Below are 17703 nucleotides of genomic sequence, written 5' to 3'. Positions count from 1 at the left end.
ATCAAAATGATCGTCAGACCCACAATCGGTGGACATGTCTCGTCCCCACCTTTTGTAACTCGGTTGAATCTCATCCTCGGTCTGTAAGGAGGCACTGGAGTACAGTTTTTGGGGAGGTTCAAAGGCCGTTCCATCGAGCACGGTAAAGGTCAAGAAACGCGAGCCAAGGACTGCGCCCATGTGAAATCGGCGCGGGGTCCAAGGCATCGTTTTCGACCTCTGGAGTGACTTTGGCTTGAGGGGATTGTCGTGCCACCGATTCGGTTGCGTATCATCGACAGGCGACTGTGGATCGGTCTCTGGGTGCGGCCAGGCCGAGCTTGTGTGGTCCGTGTTCACGGACACCCGGCTGTGGCCGAGATGGGGACCGAGTATCACCGGCGTCCTCGTCGATGGACCGAACATTGTGGTCCACAAAGGAATGCGGGGTCGCGTGCGGACGGTACTCGGTTTCTCTGCGCCTTTTGAAATTGACCGCGTCGAAGCGGGAAAGTTCTGGAGCTGGCGGATAGGGCCGTGGACGGCCACGGGGCACGAGGTTCATGATGACGGTCCCCGTGCCTCGTGGATTGTTTTTACTGTGCCCCTTTGGGGATTTTTCTATGTGCCGGTATGTTTGATGGCGGCGTGGAGGATCTCCATTCTGGTCCGCCGCCTCCCCGTGGGGCCGAATCACGCCGCGCCGATCAAAGGCAATTCTTTTTCGATGGTAAAAAATACGGCAAATTCCTGCGCCCCCACTCCTTCCGATGTGGACGGGTAACTTTTTCTCCGCAGAGATTCGATGAGCTCCGGATCTTGGGATTCCCTGACCTTCTTCAAGAAGAAGCGCTTGCCTTTATAGCCGCCGCCATCTTCCCTGAAAAGATAAGCCGCCCGAGGGTTGGACTGGAGGTTGTGGTGCGTCAGCCGATCCTTCATGATGAAGACCAGACTTCCATCGTCCATCACATGCGGCCTCGCGTAGACCGCTGCGTCCACCCGACCCTCCGAGTCGGCTGTCGCGAGAACGCCAAAGCCTTTTGTCTGCTCGAAATACTCTTTGAGGTTCATGGCCTGCTCCTTTTGTATATCAACCCGTTTAAGCGCCTCATGACGCATCCATTGCGTTGACTCGACGTTGAACGCACTTAATCTAAGGCGGTTTTGGAAATCCGCCATGGATCGGTGTGCCGATCCACGGGTTTTTCATGAAAGCTTTCGCCGAGCCGATACGGGTTTGGATGGGAAGGATCTGAAGCCGCCGTGAGCCGAGTCCATGGTGAGACCGGGTGGACCCCGGTGAGCCATAAATGACCTCCATGGGTCAACGCCGCGTGGGCTGAATCGCGACCGTCTGAGCCGTCCCGGATCAGACGGAACGTTTGAAAACCGAAGGGTTTTCAGCCACTCGGCGATGCCTCCTTTGGCTGAATGTCCTAGGGTGGGGAAAGGCCTCGGGGTTCCGTAACCGGATATTCAAAGTCTACTCCAAGGACGTGCCGATCTATTCCACCTCGATAGGAGTCGCCTTTTTCTCTCGGTGCCTATCTGATTTTTTCTTTTCCAAACTGTCGATCCGTTCATCAATCAGGCTGCGCACCGCGCGCAAGACTTCAATGCGGGCATTGGTGAGGTGATCCCAGAAAGGTCCGCCGGGACCTTTGGCCTTGCCCACAACATGCATCATCTGGCACATGGGACAGCGGCACCGGACATCCTTCGGCTGATCCGATCCCTGAGCATGTTCATCATCACGACTCATGACCCCCTCCAAAGGTTATGGTCAAGGTTTCATGTTCCAGTCGAGCCTTCTCCGGGTACAGGCGGGCAAAGGCTCGAGGCAGAACCAAATTTTTCTTGAAGGCCCCCATGCGGATGATGAGTTCGTCACCGACCTTGGTGAGGGCGATTTCTTCCCGGCTGACGAAAGGAAAGTGGATGCGGACGCTGTGCGATCCGTTCTCGCAAACAAAGGTGACCGGCTGGTGATGATAAAGAATGTCATGCGGCGGTGTTTCGCCATACAGGGCTCGGGCCAGCTCTTTCAAACGGTGATAGCCGAGGGTTTCCTGCTCATAGTAGGGTGCTGTCAGCACCGGAATGGGCTGGAAGGATGTGGTCACCAACTTGAGGTATTTTTGCTGCTGCTCGAGCAGCGCCGTGAGAAAAGGATCGCGGGCGTCTGCGGACAAGACACGGTTGACCACTACCGCATCAATGCCCAATTGGTGCAGAGAAAAGAACATGAAGCTTCTCTGAGTTTCCCGAATGACCATTTTTTCCAGATTGGTTACTAGGCGGACCGATGTGGTCTGCGTGTCGGTCAAAACGGCATCCACGCCGCGCAGCTTCTGGAAAAGGTTTTCGATGGAGGCGAAGTAGGCGTCTTCCGGAAGAGGCACATCGGACAAACGCCGCACCACGGGGCGGGCGACGCGGAATAGGTTCCTTTCCATTCGGAAAATCTTTTCCATGTACCATTCGAGAGCTTTGGGGACGCTGACGAAACGAATGGATTCCGCCGTCGGGGCACAGTCCAAAATGAGCACGTCATAGGCGTTTTCCCGGACATAACGGTTCACATAAAGAAGAGCGCTCACCTCCTCCATCCCCGGTAGCACTGCCAATTCCTCGGCAAGCACTTGATCGAGACCGGAGATGTTCAACAAAAGGCTGAGGTAGCGGTGAACTTCCCCCCAATGTTTTTGGATCTCTTCATGGACGTCCAGTTCCTGGATCCATAGGTTGTCGGCGACGACTATCGGCTGACCTCGGTTGACATCCATGAGCCGCCGATCCAAATCAAAGGCATCGCTCAGGCTGTGGGCGGGATCCAGGGACATGACCAAAGTCTGCAGTCCCTTCTCCGCCAAAAGCACTCCCGTTCCTGCAGCTATGCTGGTCTTGCCTACACCGCCTTTTCCTGCGAAAAGAAGAATGCGCATTGCCGTTGTCCGATCCGGCTTTGTTCATCGCGGGCATTGCTTTGATTCTATGCCTTCCCATTAAAATCGATATGCCGCTGAGTTTCAAGTCCAACAGGGACGCCTTGAACCGGTTGCACAGGGAAGGATGTGGGTGTAGAACCCAAACACTGAAACCTATTTGTGGTCAGAGGAAGGACGGTGTCCGAGACGACTCACGCATCACAATCTTTGGCCCCCGTGGATCTGTCCATTGTGATTCCGGTGTACAACGAAGCCGATAACGTGCTCGATTTGGCCGTGGAGATCGAAGAAGCCTTAAAGGGCTGTGGCATGCGTTGGGAGTGCCTTTGGATTGATGATGGGTCAACGGACGGGACGTGGGACCGGCTGCTCATGGTCGCCGGGCGAGGCCCGACAGGAACTCATCGTGTGTATGCCCTGGAGAAAAATACCGGACAGTCGGCCGCACTGTGGGTGGGATTCCAGAGGTCTCGTGGGGCCTTGATTGCCACGTTGGATGGTGACGGCCAAAATGATCCTTGTGACATTCCCCGTCTCGCGAAAATCCTGTCGGACGGTGACTGGGATTGTGTCCAAGGATACCGGGCAGCCAGAAAAGACGGATTCCAGAGGCGGGTGGCTTCTCGCATCGCCAACGGTTTTCGAAACCTGATCACGGGCAGATGCGTTCGTGACGTGGGCTGTTCGACGCGTATTTTCCGCAGGCAGTGCGTGCCTTATCTGCCGCCATTCAAGGGCTTGCATCGGTTCCTGCCAACGCTCATCCTGTATCAGGATTTTCGAATTACGGAAGTCCCTGTCAATCACAGACGCCGGCGTAAAGGGGTCACTAAATACGGGATCTTCGACCGCCTTTGGGTTGGGATCTTCGATCTCTTCGGGGTCTATTGGCTCCGTCGGCGGGGCTTTCGCTATCGAATTCAAAAAACCTTTCCGGAACAGGAATCGCCATGAATCCGGAAAAGATATGGTTGGGTGTCGGATTTTTTGCACAGGGTCTCTTTTCGGCCAGGTTTCTTGTCCAGTGGATTGCCAGCGAACGGGCGGGACGGAGCATTGTCCCCGTGGTTTTTTGGGTTCTCAGCCTGTTCGGTGGAACGCTTCTGTTGGCTTACGCCCTGTGGCGTCGGGATCCGGTCTTTATCGTCGGGCAAGGGGCGGGGCTTGTCGTCTACAGTCGGAATCTCTATCTCATTCATCGGGAAAAGCGTTTGAGGGGGAAGACCGGGAGTGTCTGAGGGAGATTGGCGAACCGGCGTGTTTTGGTGGGCCATCCTGTGCGCCGTCCTTGTCGCCGTGGCCTTTCAGGGGAGTCGAGGCCTATACGATTCCACTGAAGGCCGATATGCCGAATGCGCCCGTGAAATGCTCGTTTCCGGGGATTTTCTTCGTCCCACACTGGATTTCGCCCCCCATTGGACGAAACCTCCTTTGACCTATTGGGCCATTGCGGCCGGTGTTCGGGTTTTCGGTCGGAATGCATGGGGAGCCAGAGCTTATCTCGTTCCGACCTTTGTTTTCACGGCTCTTGGGGTCTTTTGGTTAGCCCGATGGTTGTGGGACCGTCCTACGGGAGCCATTGCGGCTCTCCTCTATGCCACCATGTGGGGACCCGCAGGGGCGGCCTTCACGGTCAACTCGGACTCCCTCCTCACATTGTGGGAAACTTCAGCGCTCGCCAGTTTTTGGTGGGGAGTTCGGAGCCGCCGCAAATTCGCTTTTATCCTAATGTGGCTCTTTTTCGGTTTGGCTTTCTTGACCAAAGGCCCGCCGGCTCTGCTTCCGGTTGCCGTCGTGGTGGTCTTCCGCATCCTTGGGCGGAAGACGATCCCCGAAACAATCAAACCTTTCGTTCCAGCGGGCATCGGTCTGGGGCTGGTTGTCGGCATGTGGTGGTACGTGTGGGCTGTGGCGCGCTATCCGGGGCTTCTTTCTTATTGGGTGAAGCACGAGATTGTTGGCCGGGTGGCTACGGAGGAGTTCTCTCGGCATCCCCATTGGTACGAAGCATTTACGGTCTATTGGCCGTTTCTATTAGGGGGGTCGCTCCCATGGCTTGCCGTGGTGTTCTGGCTTGAGCGCAGGACCTTCAAGGAATGGCTCCAGGGAGTGAGGAGCCGAGGGTTTCAAAGTGCCGTGGACCGCTTTCAATCCACTTTCCGGAACATGTCTCCTGAGACTTCGTTTTTGACGCTTGCTTTCTTCGTGCCGCTGGTCGTCTTTTCCATCAGCCGTTCAAAACTGCCCCTCTATGTCCTGCCTCTTTTTCCCGTAGGGTGCTGCACTCTAAGCCGCACAATAAGCAACTTCGCCGCTCGCGGTATTCTGAGTCGAAAAGGTCTTTTGACTCTCGCTTTGGCGAGCAGTGCGGTGATCGTTTCGGGAAAAGGCGTGCTGGCGGATTGGCCTTCCAAGAGGGATATGGGAAAAGTCGCCTGGGCTCTCCAATCTGCATGGCCTGAAAAGGAAGGATCTGACCGGCCGCCGTTGTACATTTTTTCTAAGAGTCCATGTTGGGGGCTGCAGTTTTATTGGGGTGATCCGGTGATTCGCGTGTATCCGGAACCTGGGGCGATTCCCCCTCCGGGATATCTTCCGTCTTCGGCTCTGACGACGGACAAGGGAAACTTTGAAACTCCCGCCGGGGTCCCGCGGAGAATGGTATTGACGAGAAAAGAGAATGCCTCCCTGCTGGAGAACATTCTTCGACAAGAAGGCCATAACGGGATGTCCCGAGAACTCACCCGACATTGGGTTCTCGTGGAAATGACCGTGGGATCCTCAAGTTCGGCCTCCTCGCAGGTGGGTGCTGGCAAGATCACCCCAGGATTTACTGCGAAAAATTGAACCTTGTCCATGTCTTGTGGAACGCCGGCGGTTGAGGCGGGACTCCGCACGCAGGTGGGGCCGCATTTGCCGGTACCGGGGCGTGGGGAACCACACCCCGGTCGGCCTTCACTTCTTATTTACCAGGACGCATGGGCATGAAACCTGGGCCCGAAGGACCGGCGGCGCGTTCCTCCAACCATGCCTGCACCTTGCCCCTCTGTTCATCGGTGAGCAGACTCATGACTTCTCGACGGACCTTGGAGCGCAGAACGGCCAAATCTTCTTGAGCCGATGCCACACTCTTGTGCGCTTCTCGAATAGCCGATTCCGTCGCATTGTCCTGAGCGATGGTGTCATTTAACTTCTGATGGGCTTCCGCCATCTTTTTCATGGTGTGCTGAAAATCCTCTCGATGTTTTCTGAGCACGCCAAGGATCTTTTCCTGTTGATCCGGGGTGAGTTTCAGCTCCACGATTTTTTCGAGGAACTGAAAGAACATGCCGCCGCGTTCCCCCACAAAGGGTCCGGGTCCACGGCCTGGAACGTCAAAGGCACGGCCTTCGGCCTTCAGGGCGAGGGTGAGACTCAAAGCCGTCAAAAACACTCCCAACAGTAGCTTAGGGGCACCGTTTTTCATCGAACACTCCTTTCCTCACCAGTTGTTGAGACGTGTGGCAGATTCCTCGATCATGTCAGGCATCGACGACTGCTTCAGGCGATGTCTTTTGAAGAAATTTCACCTCCTTTGCTCAGGTTTTGGGGAACGCAGTTTTTCTCCGGCACGGGCTCCCCTCAAAGGGGGCGGCCGATGTCACACGCATGGATGGGATAGCCCGTTCATTTCTGAATGTGTGTGAAGATTCGGCCAAGAACAGAAAAACATTGTAAAGGGCTCCGAAGAAACCTTTACAATTCTTGACATGCCCCCGGGCGTTCGGTGCGATAGGCTGAAACATAACAAAACAGCCTGAAATCCATGCAGGTGGTGGAAATGGAAAAGGGGATCCGCGTTCTTGTCATCGATGATGACTGGGAGCTGTGCTCACTCTTGGAAGAGTACCTTGAGCCTTTAGGGTTTTCGATCACGAGTGTGCACGATGGAGAAAGAGGAGTCCGTGCCCTCGAAGAACGGCCGTTCGATGTGGTGATTCTTGATGTCATGCTGCCCGGGCGCGACGGATTGGAAGTCCTGAAATCCGTCCGAGCTCGAAGCGACGTGCCGGTGATGATGCTGACGGCTCGGGGGGAGGATGTGGACAGAATCGTTGGGCTGGAGCTCGGGGCTGATGATTACCTGCCTAAACCTTTCAACCCTAGGGAGCTTTTGGCCAGGCTGCGGGCTCTGCTTCGTCGCGTTCATCGAGCCTCTTCGGAAAGGACTCCGGCGGTATCGGAAGAATCGGGTTCGTGGGCCGATCCCCTTGTGATCGGTGATGTGGCCTTGTCCCCGGCCACACGCACGGTAACGTGCCGAGGAAAGATCGTCCCGTTGACCACGGTCGAATTCAATCTTTTGGAAGTCTTGATGCGATCGGCAGGCCAGATCGTGTCCCGGGAGGACCTCAGTATCAAGGTGCTTGGCCGCAAGTTGCATCCGTATGACAGAAGTCTCGACGTCCATGTGAGCAATTTACGAAAAAAACTGGCGGATTCACAGCATGGGGTCGAGAGGATCAAGACGGTACGGGGCGTGGGGTACCTCTATGTGTTCTCGGGATGAAACGAGTCCGGCCTGGTGTGAGGCCGGCACAGTTCGTGCCTGGGTTGAGGAACCGGGATGAGAGGGGTCTTTGGAAAGATTTTCTTAGCCTTTTGTGCCAGTATTTGTGCGGGAGCGTTGTTGTCCGCAGTGGTGCTGGGGTGGATGTTTCCGAGGAGGAATTGGCTCGAGGGCTGGCGGGAGGCCACGCGACACACGGTGAGGTTCGTGGGAATGACCGGCATAAAGATCTACGAGGAACAAGGCCCAGGAGCTCTCGCCCGTTTTGTGGACCAAATGGAACAAGACCTCTTGGTTCGCTATTTTTTCCTCGACGCCTCAGGCAGAGAGCTCATAGGACGTCCCGTACCCGAGGTGCCACGGACTTCGCCATCTTCTCGAGTCCCGAGTCCGTGGCGGGGCGTCCGACTGTTCCCACCTCCCCTTGAAGTCATGGAACTCACCGGACCTTCCGGAGCCCATTACACGCTTGTGCGCCACCTTCTTGCGCCGGTTCCTCCTCGACCTCCTTCTCGTCTCATGGTGCAAGGGGTGACTCTGGGGGCGCTCCTGTGTGCTGCCGGTGTTTTATGTCTGTTTCTCGCCCGACATTTTGTGAAGCCCCTGAAAGCCCTGCAGCACACGGCCCGTCTGTTGGCGCAAGGCGATTTCGGCGTCCGTGTCGGGGAGCAGATTCGCCGCCGAAAGGATGAATTCGGCGCTTTAGCTGGGGACTTCGATCACATGGCCGAGCGTTTGGGACGCCTCGTGGAATCCCAACGCCAGATTCTTCGGGATATCTCTCATGAACTTCGCTCCCCGCTGACACGCCTTGGAGTGGCTGTGGAATTGACTCGAAAACAAGCCCCGGAAGAGCTTTCGCCCTTTTTCGACCGCATTGAAAAGGAATCGGAAAGACTCAACACGTTGATTTCCCAGCTGCTCACGTTGGCACGCCTGGAGCATTCCGGGCCTCTATGTCTCGAAAACCGTGTGGCCTTGGATCGACTTGTGGAAGAAGTGGCTCGGGACGCGCATTTCGAGGCCCAAGGAAAAGGGTGTGCCGTGCACTATGAGCTGGAACCGGCGGATGTTCTCGGATCGGTGGATCTCTTGCGCAGCGCCGTGGAAAACGTCATTCGAAATGCGGTCCGGTATTCTCCCCCCGAGCGCACGGTAACCGTAACCTTGAGGCGGAATGCAGAAAGAGGGGAACATCGGGTGGTCATCCTGGTGGAAGACGAAGGTCCCGGCGTTCCGGAAGGACACCTGGAAGAAATCTTTCGACCCTTTTATCGGGTGGGCGAGGATCGGGATCGTAGGACGGGAGGATCGGGTTTGGGTTTGGCCATCGCGCAGAAGGCTGTTCAAGGCCACAAGGGGAAGATAACCGCCTGGAATCGGCCTGGAGGCGGGCTGTGCGTTGCCATGGAATTGCCCGCCGCACCACACCCTCAGGATTCGGGGCGCTGATACGGCGACGTTAAGACCCCGTTTGACTTGTCCAGGGGAGCGGCCGTATCAATGCAACCGCCGGCCCCACGAGGATGTGGGTCACCGATGGGGTGAGATGCCGACAGGCGTCATGCTTGAACCGAAAACAATGGGGTTTCTGCGAGGTGTCTGAAAGCATGACCCACCACCCTGGCCCGTTTGAGAGGCAAAACCGTTGCCGATTGACTTTTGAGGTCGGTCGCCCAGAGAGTGGAAGTTGCTTGTGTCCTCAATTATATGCCAACCGTACCGGGGACCTCGTGGGGGAGAACACGTCGTCGGGTGAGTGCCACAGAAAAATTACCAGCGAGACGGGCCCTTTGCCCACCGTGAATCCGATGAGAATAGGGAGCCCTTCGACTCGTCTTGGCGAATGCCACCCCGGCGGCTTGTCGAAGATCAGCGACGGATGTCATCGGGCACCCTCGGTGGCCTGGCTCATCCCAACAAAAAGACGCTGTGATCGGACGGCTGGACATGTTAAAGATGGAATAGGCGGATCAGCGCCGTCGGTACCAATACCATGCAGACGGATGACCTTTTTCTTCCCCGATGACATACTTCTCTCTGACGAAGGACGCTCCGAAAAGCGCCTGCACCTCCTCAACGGAAATGCCCCAGAAGCCGCCTCGCCATGGGCGTGGAAGCCAGGCGTACAGCATGTAACACGCCTGAGGCGCGGTCAGCCGTTCCAGTTCTCTGGCGTAACGGATCCGCCTGGCATTGCTCAAGGCAAATAGGCAACCAATGTCCAAAACATAATTATAGGGTCCCTGGAGCATGGAAAGATTTGTGACATCGGCGACGTAGAAGGTAATGGAAAGTCCTTGGGAATCGGCCTTCTTGCGCGCCCGGCGGATGGCTCTTGGGGAGAAATCGACTCCGGTGACGTCCCAGCCGTGCCTTGCCAGCGTGACGGCGTTCGTTCCTGTGCCACATCCCAAATCCAAAGCTTTCCCGGGCGGGTTTTGCGCGAGGAATTCCATGACTTCCGGAGGTGTGACCCCCGTATCCCACGGTGTCTGACCGCGCAGGTAACGCCATTCGAAGGCCCAACGGCTTCTCATGAGCTGATCTTTGAGGCGCTGCCACATGCTCAATTCCCTCGGCAAATGGTACGAGCTCATTTTGTCATAGGATGCTCCGTTAAAAAAATGATCTCACGAAACACCACCTCACACAAGTTTGTTCAGGAAATGCGGTGAGCTCCACGGGGTTCACAATAAAGCGGGTCTGTGACATAGTGGCCTGCGCAGTATCTGCCGTTTTGAGGTCAAATCGTGGGAAGGAATGGGGTTGTGCACGTCCGGAAGTGGGCTTTTGTGACTGCGGCACCGCAGAGCGGTTCGGGAAAAACAATAGCCACGCTGGCCATATTGGCGGCGCTTCGACGTCGCGGTTTTCAGGTGCAGGCGTTCAAAATCGGCCCTGATTTCATTGATCCCGGCCTGCACAGCCGCGTGACCGGAAGGGTGTCTCGGAATCTGGACGGATGGATGCTTTCCCGGGAGACCAATCGGGCGCTTTTTCGGCGTTTTCTGCGGACTGCCGACGGAGCGGTCGTTGAGGGTGTCATGGGCCTTTTTGACGGCTATGACGGCAGGACGGAGTCGGGGAGCACTGCCGAAATGGCCAAATGGCTGGGGCTGCCGGTCATTCTTGTTGTGGACGCCCGCAGTATGGCCCGAAGTGTCGCGGCTTTGGTCCATGGGTTTTGTACTTTTGATCCGGAACTTGCCTGCGCGGGCGTCATTTTCAACCGAGTGGGCAGTCCAGCTCACTTGGATTTTCTTCGGGAAGCCATGTCCGTATCTCACCCGCATCTTCCGGTTCTCGGAGGGTTGCCGCGGGATGAGCTTTTGCGCCTTCCAGAACGTCATTTGGGACTCGTAACGGCCGAGGAAAGTCAGCTGGATGAGGCGTTCTTGGATCGATTGGCCCGCACGGCCGAAGACCATTTGAGTTTGGATCGACTGCTGACCCTGACGACATGGGAACCTGAGGAGGCTCAGGAGGCTTCTTCTGTTCCCCAGCCCCTGTTTTCGGCAAGCCGGGATCATTCAGGGACACCTTCACAAATGAAGGTATGGGGAAATCTGTCGACATGCGGGAAACCGCCTTTGCCGGCGTGGGGTATCGGGCAAGAGGGTGTCCCTGCAATGGAAGTCCGTCCGGGCCCGGGGAGTGAGCAAAGGCACGTCGCACCGGACATGCTCTCAGCCGGGGGGGCTCATGGGGAGCTTGACCAGGGTCCGTTGATTGCCATCGCGCGGGATGCGGTTTTTTGTTTTTATTATCAAGACAACCTCGACTTTTTGGAAGCGTTCGGAGCTCGGCTCCGTTTTTTTTCTCCCCTTGCCGGAGAAACCATTCCTGAAGATGCGGCGGCGTTGTATTTGGGTGGGGGGTATCCGGAAGTTCACGCAAAGGATTTGGTGCAAAACAAACGCTTTTTCAACGATCTTCGAGCGTTTGCCGTCAAGGGCCGTCCCATCTACGCCGAATGCGGCGGTCTCATGGTTCTCAGCCGGTATATCGAGCTGCTGAGCGGGGAGAGGGTGCCCATGGCGGGCATTCTTCCTTTTGGTACTCGGATGTTGCCGAGGAGGAAAGCCTTGGGCTACGTGGAGGTTGAGCTCACCCGTTCGTGTGTGTTGGGTGAACCCGGAATGCAATTGCGCGGTCATGAGTTTCATTATTCAGAAATCGTCGAGCCGGTGATGCCATCGGTCGTTTCCTACTGCTACCGCCTTAAGGCACGAAAATACCGTCTCGACCAAAACGAAGGCTATCAAATGGGATCGGTGCTTGCCAGCTATGTCCATCTTCATTGGGGCAGTGCTCCGCATGCTGCGGCCTCTTTTACGGCGGCCGCGGGAAAGGTTTCCCGCTCATGAAGTCGCGGCGTGCCAAAACTCTCATGTTTCTCGGGACCGGCTCGGATGTGGGCAAAAGCGTTCTTGCGGCCGCCTTTTGCCGCATTTTGAAGCAAGACGGCTATGCCGTGGCGCCTTTCAAAGCCCAAAACATGGCGCTCAATTCCTACATTACGCCGGAAGGCGGGGAAATGGGTCGAGCCCAGGTCGTCCAGGCGGAAGCTGCCGGGGTCGCCCCTCATGTGGATATGAATCCCATTCTTCTCAAACCCACATCCTCCATGGGATCCCAAGTCATTGTCCTTGGGAGGGCCGTGGGCAATTTTTCTGCAATGGAGTATTACGCTTACAAGAAAAAATTGGTTTCAGTGGTGCAAAACGCGTTTGACCGGCTTGCTGCCCGCTACGATGTGGTGGTGCTGGAAGGGGCGGGGAGTGCCGTAGAACTCAACCTCAAGGAGCACGACCTAGTCAATCTGGCCATGGCCCGGCTGGCTCAAGCCCCCTGCATCCTTGTGGGAGACATTGATCGAGGAGGGATTTTTGCGGCCCTGCTCGGGTCCCTCATGCTTATGGAGGAGGAAGAGCGGAAACAGATCGCGGGCTTCATCGTCAATAAATTTCGCGGTGATCCCGAGCTGTTCCGCCCTGGGGTGCGTATTCTTGAAGAGCGTTCGGGGCGACCGGTCTTCGGAGTGGTGCCTTTTTTTCAAGACATTGCCCTCCCGGAAGAAGACAGTGTGGCTCTCAGAAAGCGAATGGCGAAGAGACCGGAAGGTGACGAGGCGTGCGAGCTGTGGCGGATTGGAGTGGTTCGGCTGCCTTACGTTTCCAACTACACGGACTTTGACTGTCTGGAGCGGGACCCCAGGGTGCACTTGGCCTACTTCGACAAGCCCGCCGAGGTTTTCGGCTATGAGGCCGTCATTCTTCCAGGAAGCAAGAACACGATCGAGGACATGCTGGCTTTGAAACAGTCCGGCATGGCCGATGCTCTTCGCGCCTACCATAAATCCGGCGGAGTTCTTGTGGGGATTTGCGGGGGCTACCAAATGCTGGGGCGTCGCATTATTGATCCTTATGGGGTGGAAAGCCGACATAGGGAAACGGAAGGACTCGGCCTGTTGGATGTGATTACGGAGATGGCACCGGAGAAAATCACCACCCAAGTCACCGCCCGCCTCTTATATCCCAACCCTTTCGGTCTGGAACAAGACTTGTTTCCCCTTGCGGGCTATGAAATTCACATGGGCCGGAGTTTTTTTAAAGGGGAGGGGGAAGGCCGTCCCTTGTTTGAGATCGTCCAGCGAAACGGCCGGGATGTGCCGCGCAATGAGGCGGCCGATGGAGCTTGGGCCGGCGATGGTCGGGTGTGGGGCACGTACATTCACGGCATCTTTGATAACGACGCCTTCCGGGACATTTTTCTCACCTCTCTTGCCATGCGGAAGGGTGGGAGCGTGGAAAAGATCACCCCGCCACCTTTTCGTTTTGCGCCCTGGAAGGAGCAGCAGTACGATGCATTGGCGGATTTGGTCCGCCGGCATTGCGATGTCGACCGTGTCTACCGTGTGATGGGCATAAAGTAAGGACGACCGTGACGGACTTTCCTTATCTTTCCTCTGCTTCTCTCCTTGCTGCTTTTATATTGGATCTGATTCTGGGCGACCCGCCCAAGTGGCCGCATCCCGTGCGATGGATCGGTCAAGCCATTGAGGCGACAGAACCTGTTTTCTACGGAAAGAACGCTGGGGCGGCGGGACAAAGGTTTCGAGGGGTCCTTTTTTGGTGCTTTCATGTTTTTTGGGTCGTGGCTGCTGTGACGGTCCTTCATGAGCTGCTTTCGCGGATCCATCCCACATTGACCACGATCTGTGCCGTCTGGCTGGCTTACACGACACTGGCGACACGCAGTCTTTACGACGAGTCCAAGGTCGTGGCAACGGCTCTGGAATCGGGTCAATTGGAGGAAGCCCGTCGAAGGCTTTCCCGGATTGTCAGCCGAAACACAGAGCATTTGGACGAAGAAGGCGTCTGGAGAGCATTGCTCGAGACGGTATCCGAAAACTTCTCGGATGGTGTGATCGCCCCGCTTTTCTATCTGGCGTTGGCGGGTCCCGTGGGGGCCATGGGCTACAAGGTCGTGAATACTCTGGATTCCATGGTGGGCTACAAGAACGACCGGTATTTGAACTTTGGATGGTGGGCGGCCAGAGCCGATGATGCCTTGAACTGGATTCCTGCCCGTCTCAGCGCCCTTCTGCTCCTGGCGGCCGGGGCCGTGTGGGGCCTGGATTGGCGGCGCGGGTGGGCGGTGATGCAACGGGATGCTCGGAAAACCTCCAGTCCCAATGCCGGGTATCCCGAGGCCGCTGCGGCCGGGCTCTTGGGGGTGATTTTGGGGGGTCCTGCAGTCTATTTCGGCAAACCCGTGGAAAAACCGACTTTGGGAGACCCTTTGAAGGCCGCGGACCGGGATGCCTTTCAGCGCATGACTCGCTTACTTTTTGTCGGTGCGGCTTTCGGGATGCTCTTGGCCACGGCCGTCCGATGCGGAGTGTAAAGACAAGGAGCCTTCTTTGACGGGAAAGGAAAATCGCGACGGGTCGTGGACTTCGATCCATGGAGGCAACGTTTTCGAGACGGCGCGTCGTCTTGGGTGTGCTCCGGAAGACATTCTGGATTTCAGCGCGAGCATCAATCCCTTGGGTCCCCCGGAGGGACTCGTGGACATCCTGACGAAGGCGTACCGTTTGCTGTTGCACTATCCGGACATTGCCGTTCGTGCCTTAGGGGAAGCCATTGGCCATCGGTTCCAGGTGGACCTGAACCGAATTGTCGTCGGCAACGGGTCCACGGAGCTGATCTATGCCCTGCCCATGGCCCTTCAGGCCGACCGCGTGCTGGCCGTGGTGCCGACGTTCAAAGAGTATCTCAAAGCCTTCGCGCTTCATGGGTGCAGGGTGGAGTTTTGCGTTTCCGAGGCGGCCAATAACTTTCAGCCCACGGTGTCCCAGCTGCGGCGGGCCCTGGAAATCGTGGACCCTCAGGTACTTTTGGTGACCCACCCGGGAAGTCCCAGCGGTGCCCTGATTCCTGAGGACGTCCGGCAATTTCTGTTGGATGAGGCCCGCACTCGAGGTTTGGTCCTGGTCGTGGATGAAGTCTTCATTGACTTTTGCGAAGAGGCGTCGTTTCTCGAAGCTTTAAGAGACCACGAGCGACTGATTCTTATTCGCTCCATGACGAAATTCTATGGCATTCCAGGATTGCGCCTGGGGTATGTGCTCACGTCCCCAAAATGGGCCGAAGCCCTACGACGTTACGTGCCGCCGTGGTCGGTGAATACTTTGGCGCAGGCCGCCGGGGTGTTTTGCCTTCAGCAGGAAAAGTATCGTCGCGAAACCCTGGCGGTGGTTTCTCAGGAACGAGCGAAGCTCCGCACCGCTCTAGCCCGGATGCCTGGGTTGACCGTCTTTCCTTCGGCGGCCAATTACCTTCTTGTTCGGCTCGGCCGAAACCTTCCACCAGCGTCGGCGCTCAAGGAAGACCTCCTGCAGCGCCATCGATTGTTGATTCGGGATTGTGCCAATTTCGACGGCTTGACTTTCCAGGATTTTCGCATTGCCGTGCGTTTACCCCAAGAAAACGATCGACTCCTTTCGGCACTGGCCGAATGGCATCGGAGCCTCCCTGTTTCGCACACAAATTGAAAACTTTCCCGAATCCGTACCATCCCCGCCATCGCTGTATTGTCTTGTGGGCATGATAGGCAATCGATGCCGACCCTGAGCAAAAATGCCCTGGGGGGCAGGCCCCCGTGCCTGGCCTGAATCACTGCGGACCACCGGATCAGGGCGACCACGGGAGGTCGCCCCGACGAGGACAACACTCCCATAGCTGTGTTTTGGCATGACGATAAACCTGAATCGGTGGAACGAGACGGTGTGGGCTGACCTTCCGAAATCCGAACGGATGCCCCTGCCAGGTGAAAATGTGGCAGAAGATCCTAAGGCATAAAAGTTACGGACGTTCAGCACGATATCTTCGATTACACGGTTTTATTCTTAGAGGCTATCCCATGGATTTAGAGACTTTGAAAATCATGGCACGGAAGGTTGACATGCGCAAATCCGGGTGAGCTGTGGAGCGTGGGCATCGAAAATCGGGCGCGGGGGCCGGCGCTTTTTGCGGCGCCGCCCCCAAAATGTCGGTCCATTCTCTGGCAAGCGGTTCGGCTTCAGTGGCTCTCCGTCTCCTCCTTAAGGAAATACGCATGATATTCTTGGTCGGTGAGATGTTTACGCATGAGAGTGGAGAGCATATCGAAAAGACCGGTCATTTCATCGTTCGAAAGGCGAGGGACGAGAATCTTTAACAGACCGTCATCGGAAAATTTCTGCAGATAGACCATCAAGGATTTCTCGTCCACCTCCCGCGAGAATCCAAAGGCCACCATGCCGTCGTAGGTTTCCACAAAGCGGTGGGAATGTTTTGCCCCCATGCCGCGTCGCCTCCGTTACTGTCGTTTAGGAGAGATCGTTCATGTAATAGTCCAGGCCGAAGTGGGTGATTTGTTCTTCGCCCATGAGGTATCGCAGGGTATTTTTGAGCTTCATCAACTGGATGAACAGATCGTGTTCGGGATAGAGACCTTCTTTGTGCATTGGGCTCTTGAAGTAAAAAGACAGCCATTCTTGGATGCCGTACATGCCCACGCGTTGGGCCAAGTCTGTAAAAAGCACCAAGTCCAAGCATAGAGGAGCGGCCAGGATACTGTCTCGGCACTGAAAATCCACTTTGATCTGCATCGGGTAGCCCAGCCAACCGAAAATATCGATGCAGTCCCATCCTTCCTTATTGTCTCCGCGGGGCGGATAATAATTAATGGTCACCTTGTGATAGTAATTTTTGTAGAGGTTCGGATAAAGTTGGGGCTGGAGAATGTATTCCAGTACAGACAGTTTACTTTCTTCCTTGGTCTTGAAAGAGTCTTTGTCGTCCAGCACCAACCCATCCCGGTTGCCCAAGATATTGGTGGAATACCAGCCTTCCAGGCCCAGCATGCGCGCTTTCAGGCCTGGGGCGAGGATGGTCTTCATCAGGGTCTGTCCGGTCTTGAAATCCTTGCCGGCGATGGGAACCTTTTTCTCCTTGGCCAAAGCCACCATGGCGGGGATATCCACCGTAAGATTCGGCGCCCCGTTGATGTAGGGGATGCCGCTCTCCAAGGCTGCCAAGGCATAGATCATGCTCGGGGCAATGCGAGGGTCGTTTTTTTCCACGGCGTCCAGCAAGGCTTCCAGCGATTGATGCGGTTCATCCGGCCGGAGATAGACTTCCGTGCTGCCGCACCAGATCATGATGCACCGATCGATGCCGTGATCCTGCTTGAAGCGGGCGATGTCTTCCTTGAGCGCTTCTGTCAGGGCTCGCAGACTGGTTCCCGACTTGATGTGGCTTCCATCAAGGTTTTTGACGAACCGTCGGTCAAAAACCGCTTTCATGGGTTGGATGGTTTGGAGGAAATCCCGGATAGGATCCAAGTGTTCTCTTCGGAGCACTTTGGCAAACAGGGCGGCATCATATCCATTGGCTTCATAAATGTCCCAGCCGGCGAAAACAATGTCATCAAGGGGCGCCAGAGGGACGAAGTCCTTGATGCGGGGAATGCGGTATTCGTGGCGTTTTCCCAAACGAATGGTGCCCATTTGCGTGAGTGAACCGATGGGTTCTGCAAGGCCGCGGCGGACAGCTTCCACGCCGGCGATGAAAGTCGTGGCAACGGCACCGCCGATGCCCGGAATGAGCACCCCCAGTTTCCCACGGGGCGGTTCGATATCTCCTTTGCGCTTGAGGTCTTTTTCCTGCACGG

At 56.3% G+C, this 17703-nt stretch carries 16 protein-coding genes; 9 read left to right on the top strand and 7 right to left on the bottom strand.

Going from position 1 to position 17703, the window contains the following annotated elements; all coding sequences use genetic code 11:
• Positions 1-672: 672 nt before the first annotated feature.
• The 3 genes from ACZ5K9_RS06550 to ACZ5K9_RS06540 form a co-directional block, all read right to left on the bottom strand.
• The gene (locus ACZ5K9_RS06550; RefSeq protein WP_464273627.1) at positions 673-1053 is read right to left on the bottom strand and encodes a pyridoxamine 5'-phosphate oxidase family protein; all 381 of its coding nucleotides are present in this window, start codon (positions 1051-1053) and stop codon (positions 673-675) included.
• Positions 1054-1486: 433 nt separating this feature from the next.
• Complete coding sequence (locus tag ACZ5K9_RS06545; RefSeq protein ID WP_464273626.1) at positions 1487-1744, bottom strand: hypothetical protein; 258 nt, start codon at positions 1742-1744, stop codon at positions 1487-1489.
• The gene (locus ACZ5K9_RS06540; protein WP_464273625.1) at positions 1734-2927 is read right to left on the bottom strand and encodes an ArsA family ATPase; all 1194 of its coding nucleotides are present in this window, start codon (positions 2925-2927) and stop codon (positions 1734-1736) included. The genes ACZ5K9_RS06545 and ACZ5K9_RS06540 overlap by 11 nt, the downstream gene beginning before the upstream one ends.
• Before the next feature lie 180 nt (positions 2928-3107).
• On the opposite strand from ACZ5K9_RS06540, the gene ACZ5K9_RS06535 reads away from it, so the two are divergent.
• Genes ACZ5K9_RS06535 through ACZ5K9_RS06525 form a run of 3 tightly spaced genes read left to right on the top strand, consistent with a single transcriptional unit; the run spans position 3108 to position 5777 of the window.
• On the top strand, positions 3108-3884 hold the full coding sequence (locus tag ACZ5K9_RS06535) for a glycosyltransferase (protein ID WP_464273624.1): 777 nt from the start codon (positions 3108-3110) through the stop codon (positions 3882-3884).
• Positions 3881-4168: a lipid-A-disaccharide synthase N-terminal domain-containing protein gene (locus tag ACZ5K9_RS06530; RefSeq protein ID WP_464273623.1), complete on the top strand. Its 288-nt coding sequence runs from the start codon at positions 3881-3883 to the stop codon at positions 4166-4168. The genes ACZ5K9_RS06535 and ACZ5K9_RS06530 overlap by 4 nt, the downstream gene beginning before the upstream one ends.
• A 19-nt stretch (positions 4169-4187) precedes the next feature.
• On the top strand, positions 4188-5777 hold the full coding sequence (locus ACZ5K9_RS06525) for an ArnT family glycosyltransferase (protein WP_464273622.1): 1590 nt from the start codon (positions 4188-4190) through the stop codon (positions 5775-5777).
• Between the two features lie 115 nt (positions 5778-5892).
• Here ACZ5K9_RS06525 and ACZ5K9_RS06520 read toward each other — a convergent pair whose 3' ends face one another.
• Positions 5893-6396: a Spy/CpxP family protein refolding chaperone gene (locus tag ACZ5K9_RS06520; protein ID WP_464273621.1), complete on the bottom strand. Its 504-nt coding sequence runs from the start codon at positions 6394-6396 to the stop codon at positions 5893-5895.
• 354 nt (positions 6397-6750) lie between these two features.
• Between ACZ5K9_RS06520 and ACZ5K9_RS06515 the strand changes: the two genes are divergently transcribed.
• Together ACZ5K9_RS06515 and ACZ5K9_RS06510 are read left to right on the top strand one after the other, a co-directional pair.
• Positions 6751-7479, top strand: coding sequence for a response regulator (locus tag ACZ5K9_RS06515; protein WP_464273620.1), 729 nt, complete (start codon positions 6751-6753; stop codon positions 7477-7479).
• Between the two features lie 57 nt (positions 7480-7536).
• Complete coding sequence (locus tag ACZ5K9_RS06510) at positions 7537-8931, top strand: ATP-binding protein (protein ID WP_464273619.1); 1395 nt, start codon at positions 7537-7539, stop codon at positions 8929-8931.
• A gap of 521 nt (positions 8932-9452) precedes the next feature.
• Here ACZ5K9_RS06510 and ACZ5K9_RS06505 read toward each other — a convergent pair.
• Positions 9453-10079: a class I SAM-dependent methyltransferase gene (locus tag ACZ5K9_RS06505; protein WP_464273618.1), complete on the bottom strand. Its 627-nt coding sequence runs from the start codon at positions 10077-10079 to the stop codon at positions 9453-9455.
• A 171-nt stretch (positions 10080-10250) separates the two neighbouring features.
• Between ACZ5K9_RS06505 and ACZ5K9_RS06500 the strand changes: the two genes are divergently transcribed.
• The 4 genes from ACZ5K9_RS06500 to cobD are packed head-to-tail and all read left to right on the top strand — an operon-like array spanning position 10251 to position 15541.
• Positions 10251-11849, top strand: a complete 1599-nt coding sequence (locus ACZ5K9_RS06500) for a cobyrinate a,c-diamide synthase (RefSeq protein ID WP_464273617.1) — start codon at positions 10251-10253, stop codon at positions 11847-11849.
• The gene (locus ACZ5K9_RS06495; RefSeq protein WP_464273616.1) at positions 11846-13417 is read left to right on the top strand and encodes a cobyric acid synthase; all 1572 of its coding nucleotides are present in this window, start codon (positions 11846-11848) and stop codon (positions 13415-13417) included. Before ACZ5K9_RS06500 ends, ACZ5K9_RS06495 begins: the two co-directional genes overlap by 4 nt.
• 8 nt (positions 13418-13425) lie before the next feature.
• On the top strand, positions 13426-14391 hold the full coding sequence (gene cbiB, locus ACZ5K9_RS06490; RefSeq protein WP_464273615.1) for an adenosylcobinamide-phosphate synthase CbiB: 966 nt from the start codon (positions 13426-13428) through the stop codon (positions 14389-14391).
• Between the two features lie 16 nt (positions 14392-14407).
• On the top strand, positions 14408-15541 hold the full coding sequence (gene cobD / locus ACZ5K9_RS06485; RefSeq protein ID WP_464273614.1) for a threonine-phosphate decarboxylase CobD: 1134 nt from the start codon (positions 14408-14410) through the stop codon (positions 15539-15541).
• 527 nt (positions 15542-16068) lie between these two features.
• On the opposite strand, the gene ACZ5K9_RS06480 is transcribed toward cobD, so the two are convergent.
• Positions 16069-16332 (bottom strand): cytoplasmic protein, encoded by a 264-nt coding sequence (locus tag ACZ5K9_RS06480; protein WP_464273613.1) that lies wholly within the window; start codon positions 16330-16332, stop codon positions 16069-16071.
• A 25-nt stretch (positions 16333-16357) separates the two neighbouring features.
• Entirely contained in the window at positions 16358-17701 is a 1344-nt protein-coding gene (locus ACZ5K9_RS06475) for an inositol-3-phosphate synthase (protein WP_464273612.1), read from the bottom strand.
• Between the last annotated feature and the right edge of the window lie 2 nt (positions 17702-17703).

This window comes from Desulfosoma profundi (genome assembly GCF_055387865.1).
The sequence above is the reverse complement of the archived record's forward strand: the minus strand, read 5'-3'. Positions and strand labels throughout refer to the sequence as shown.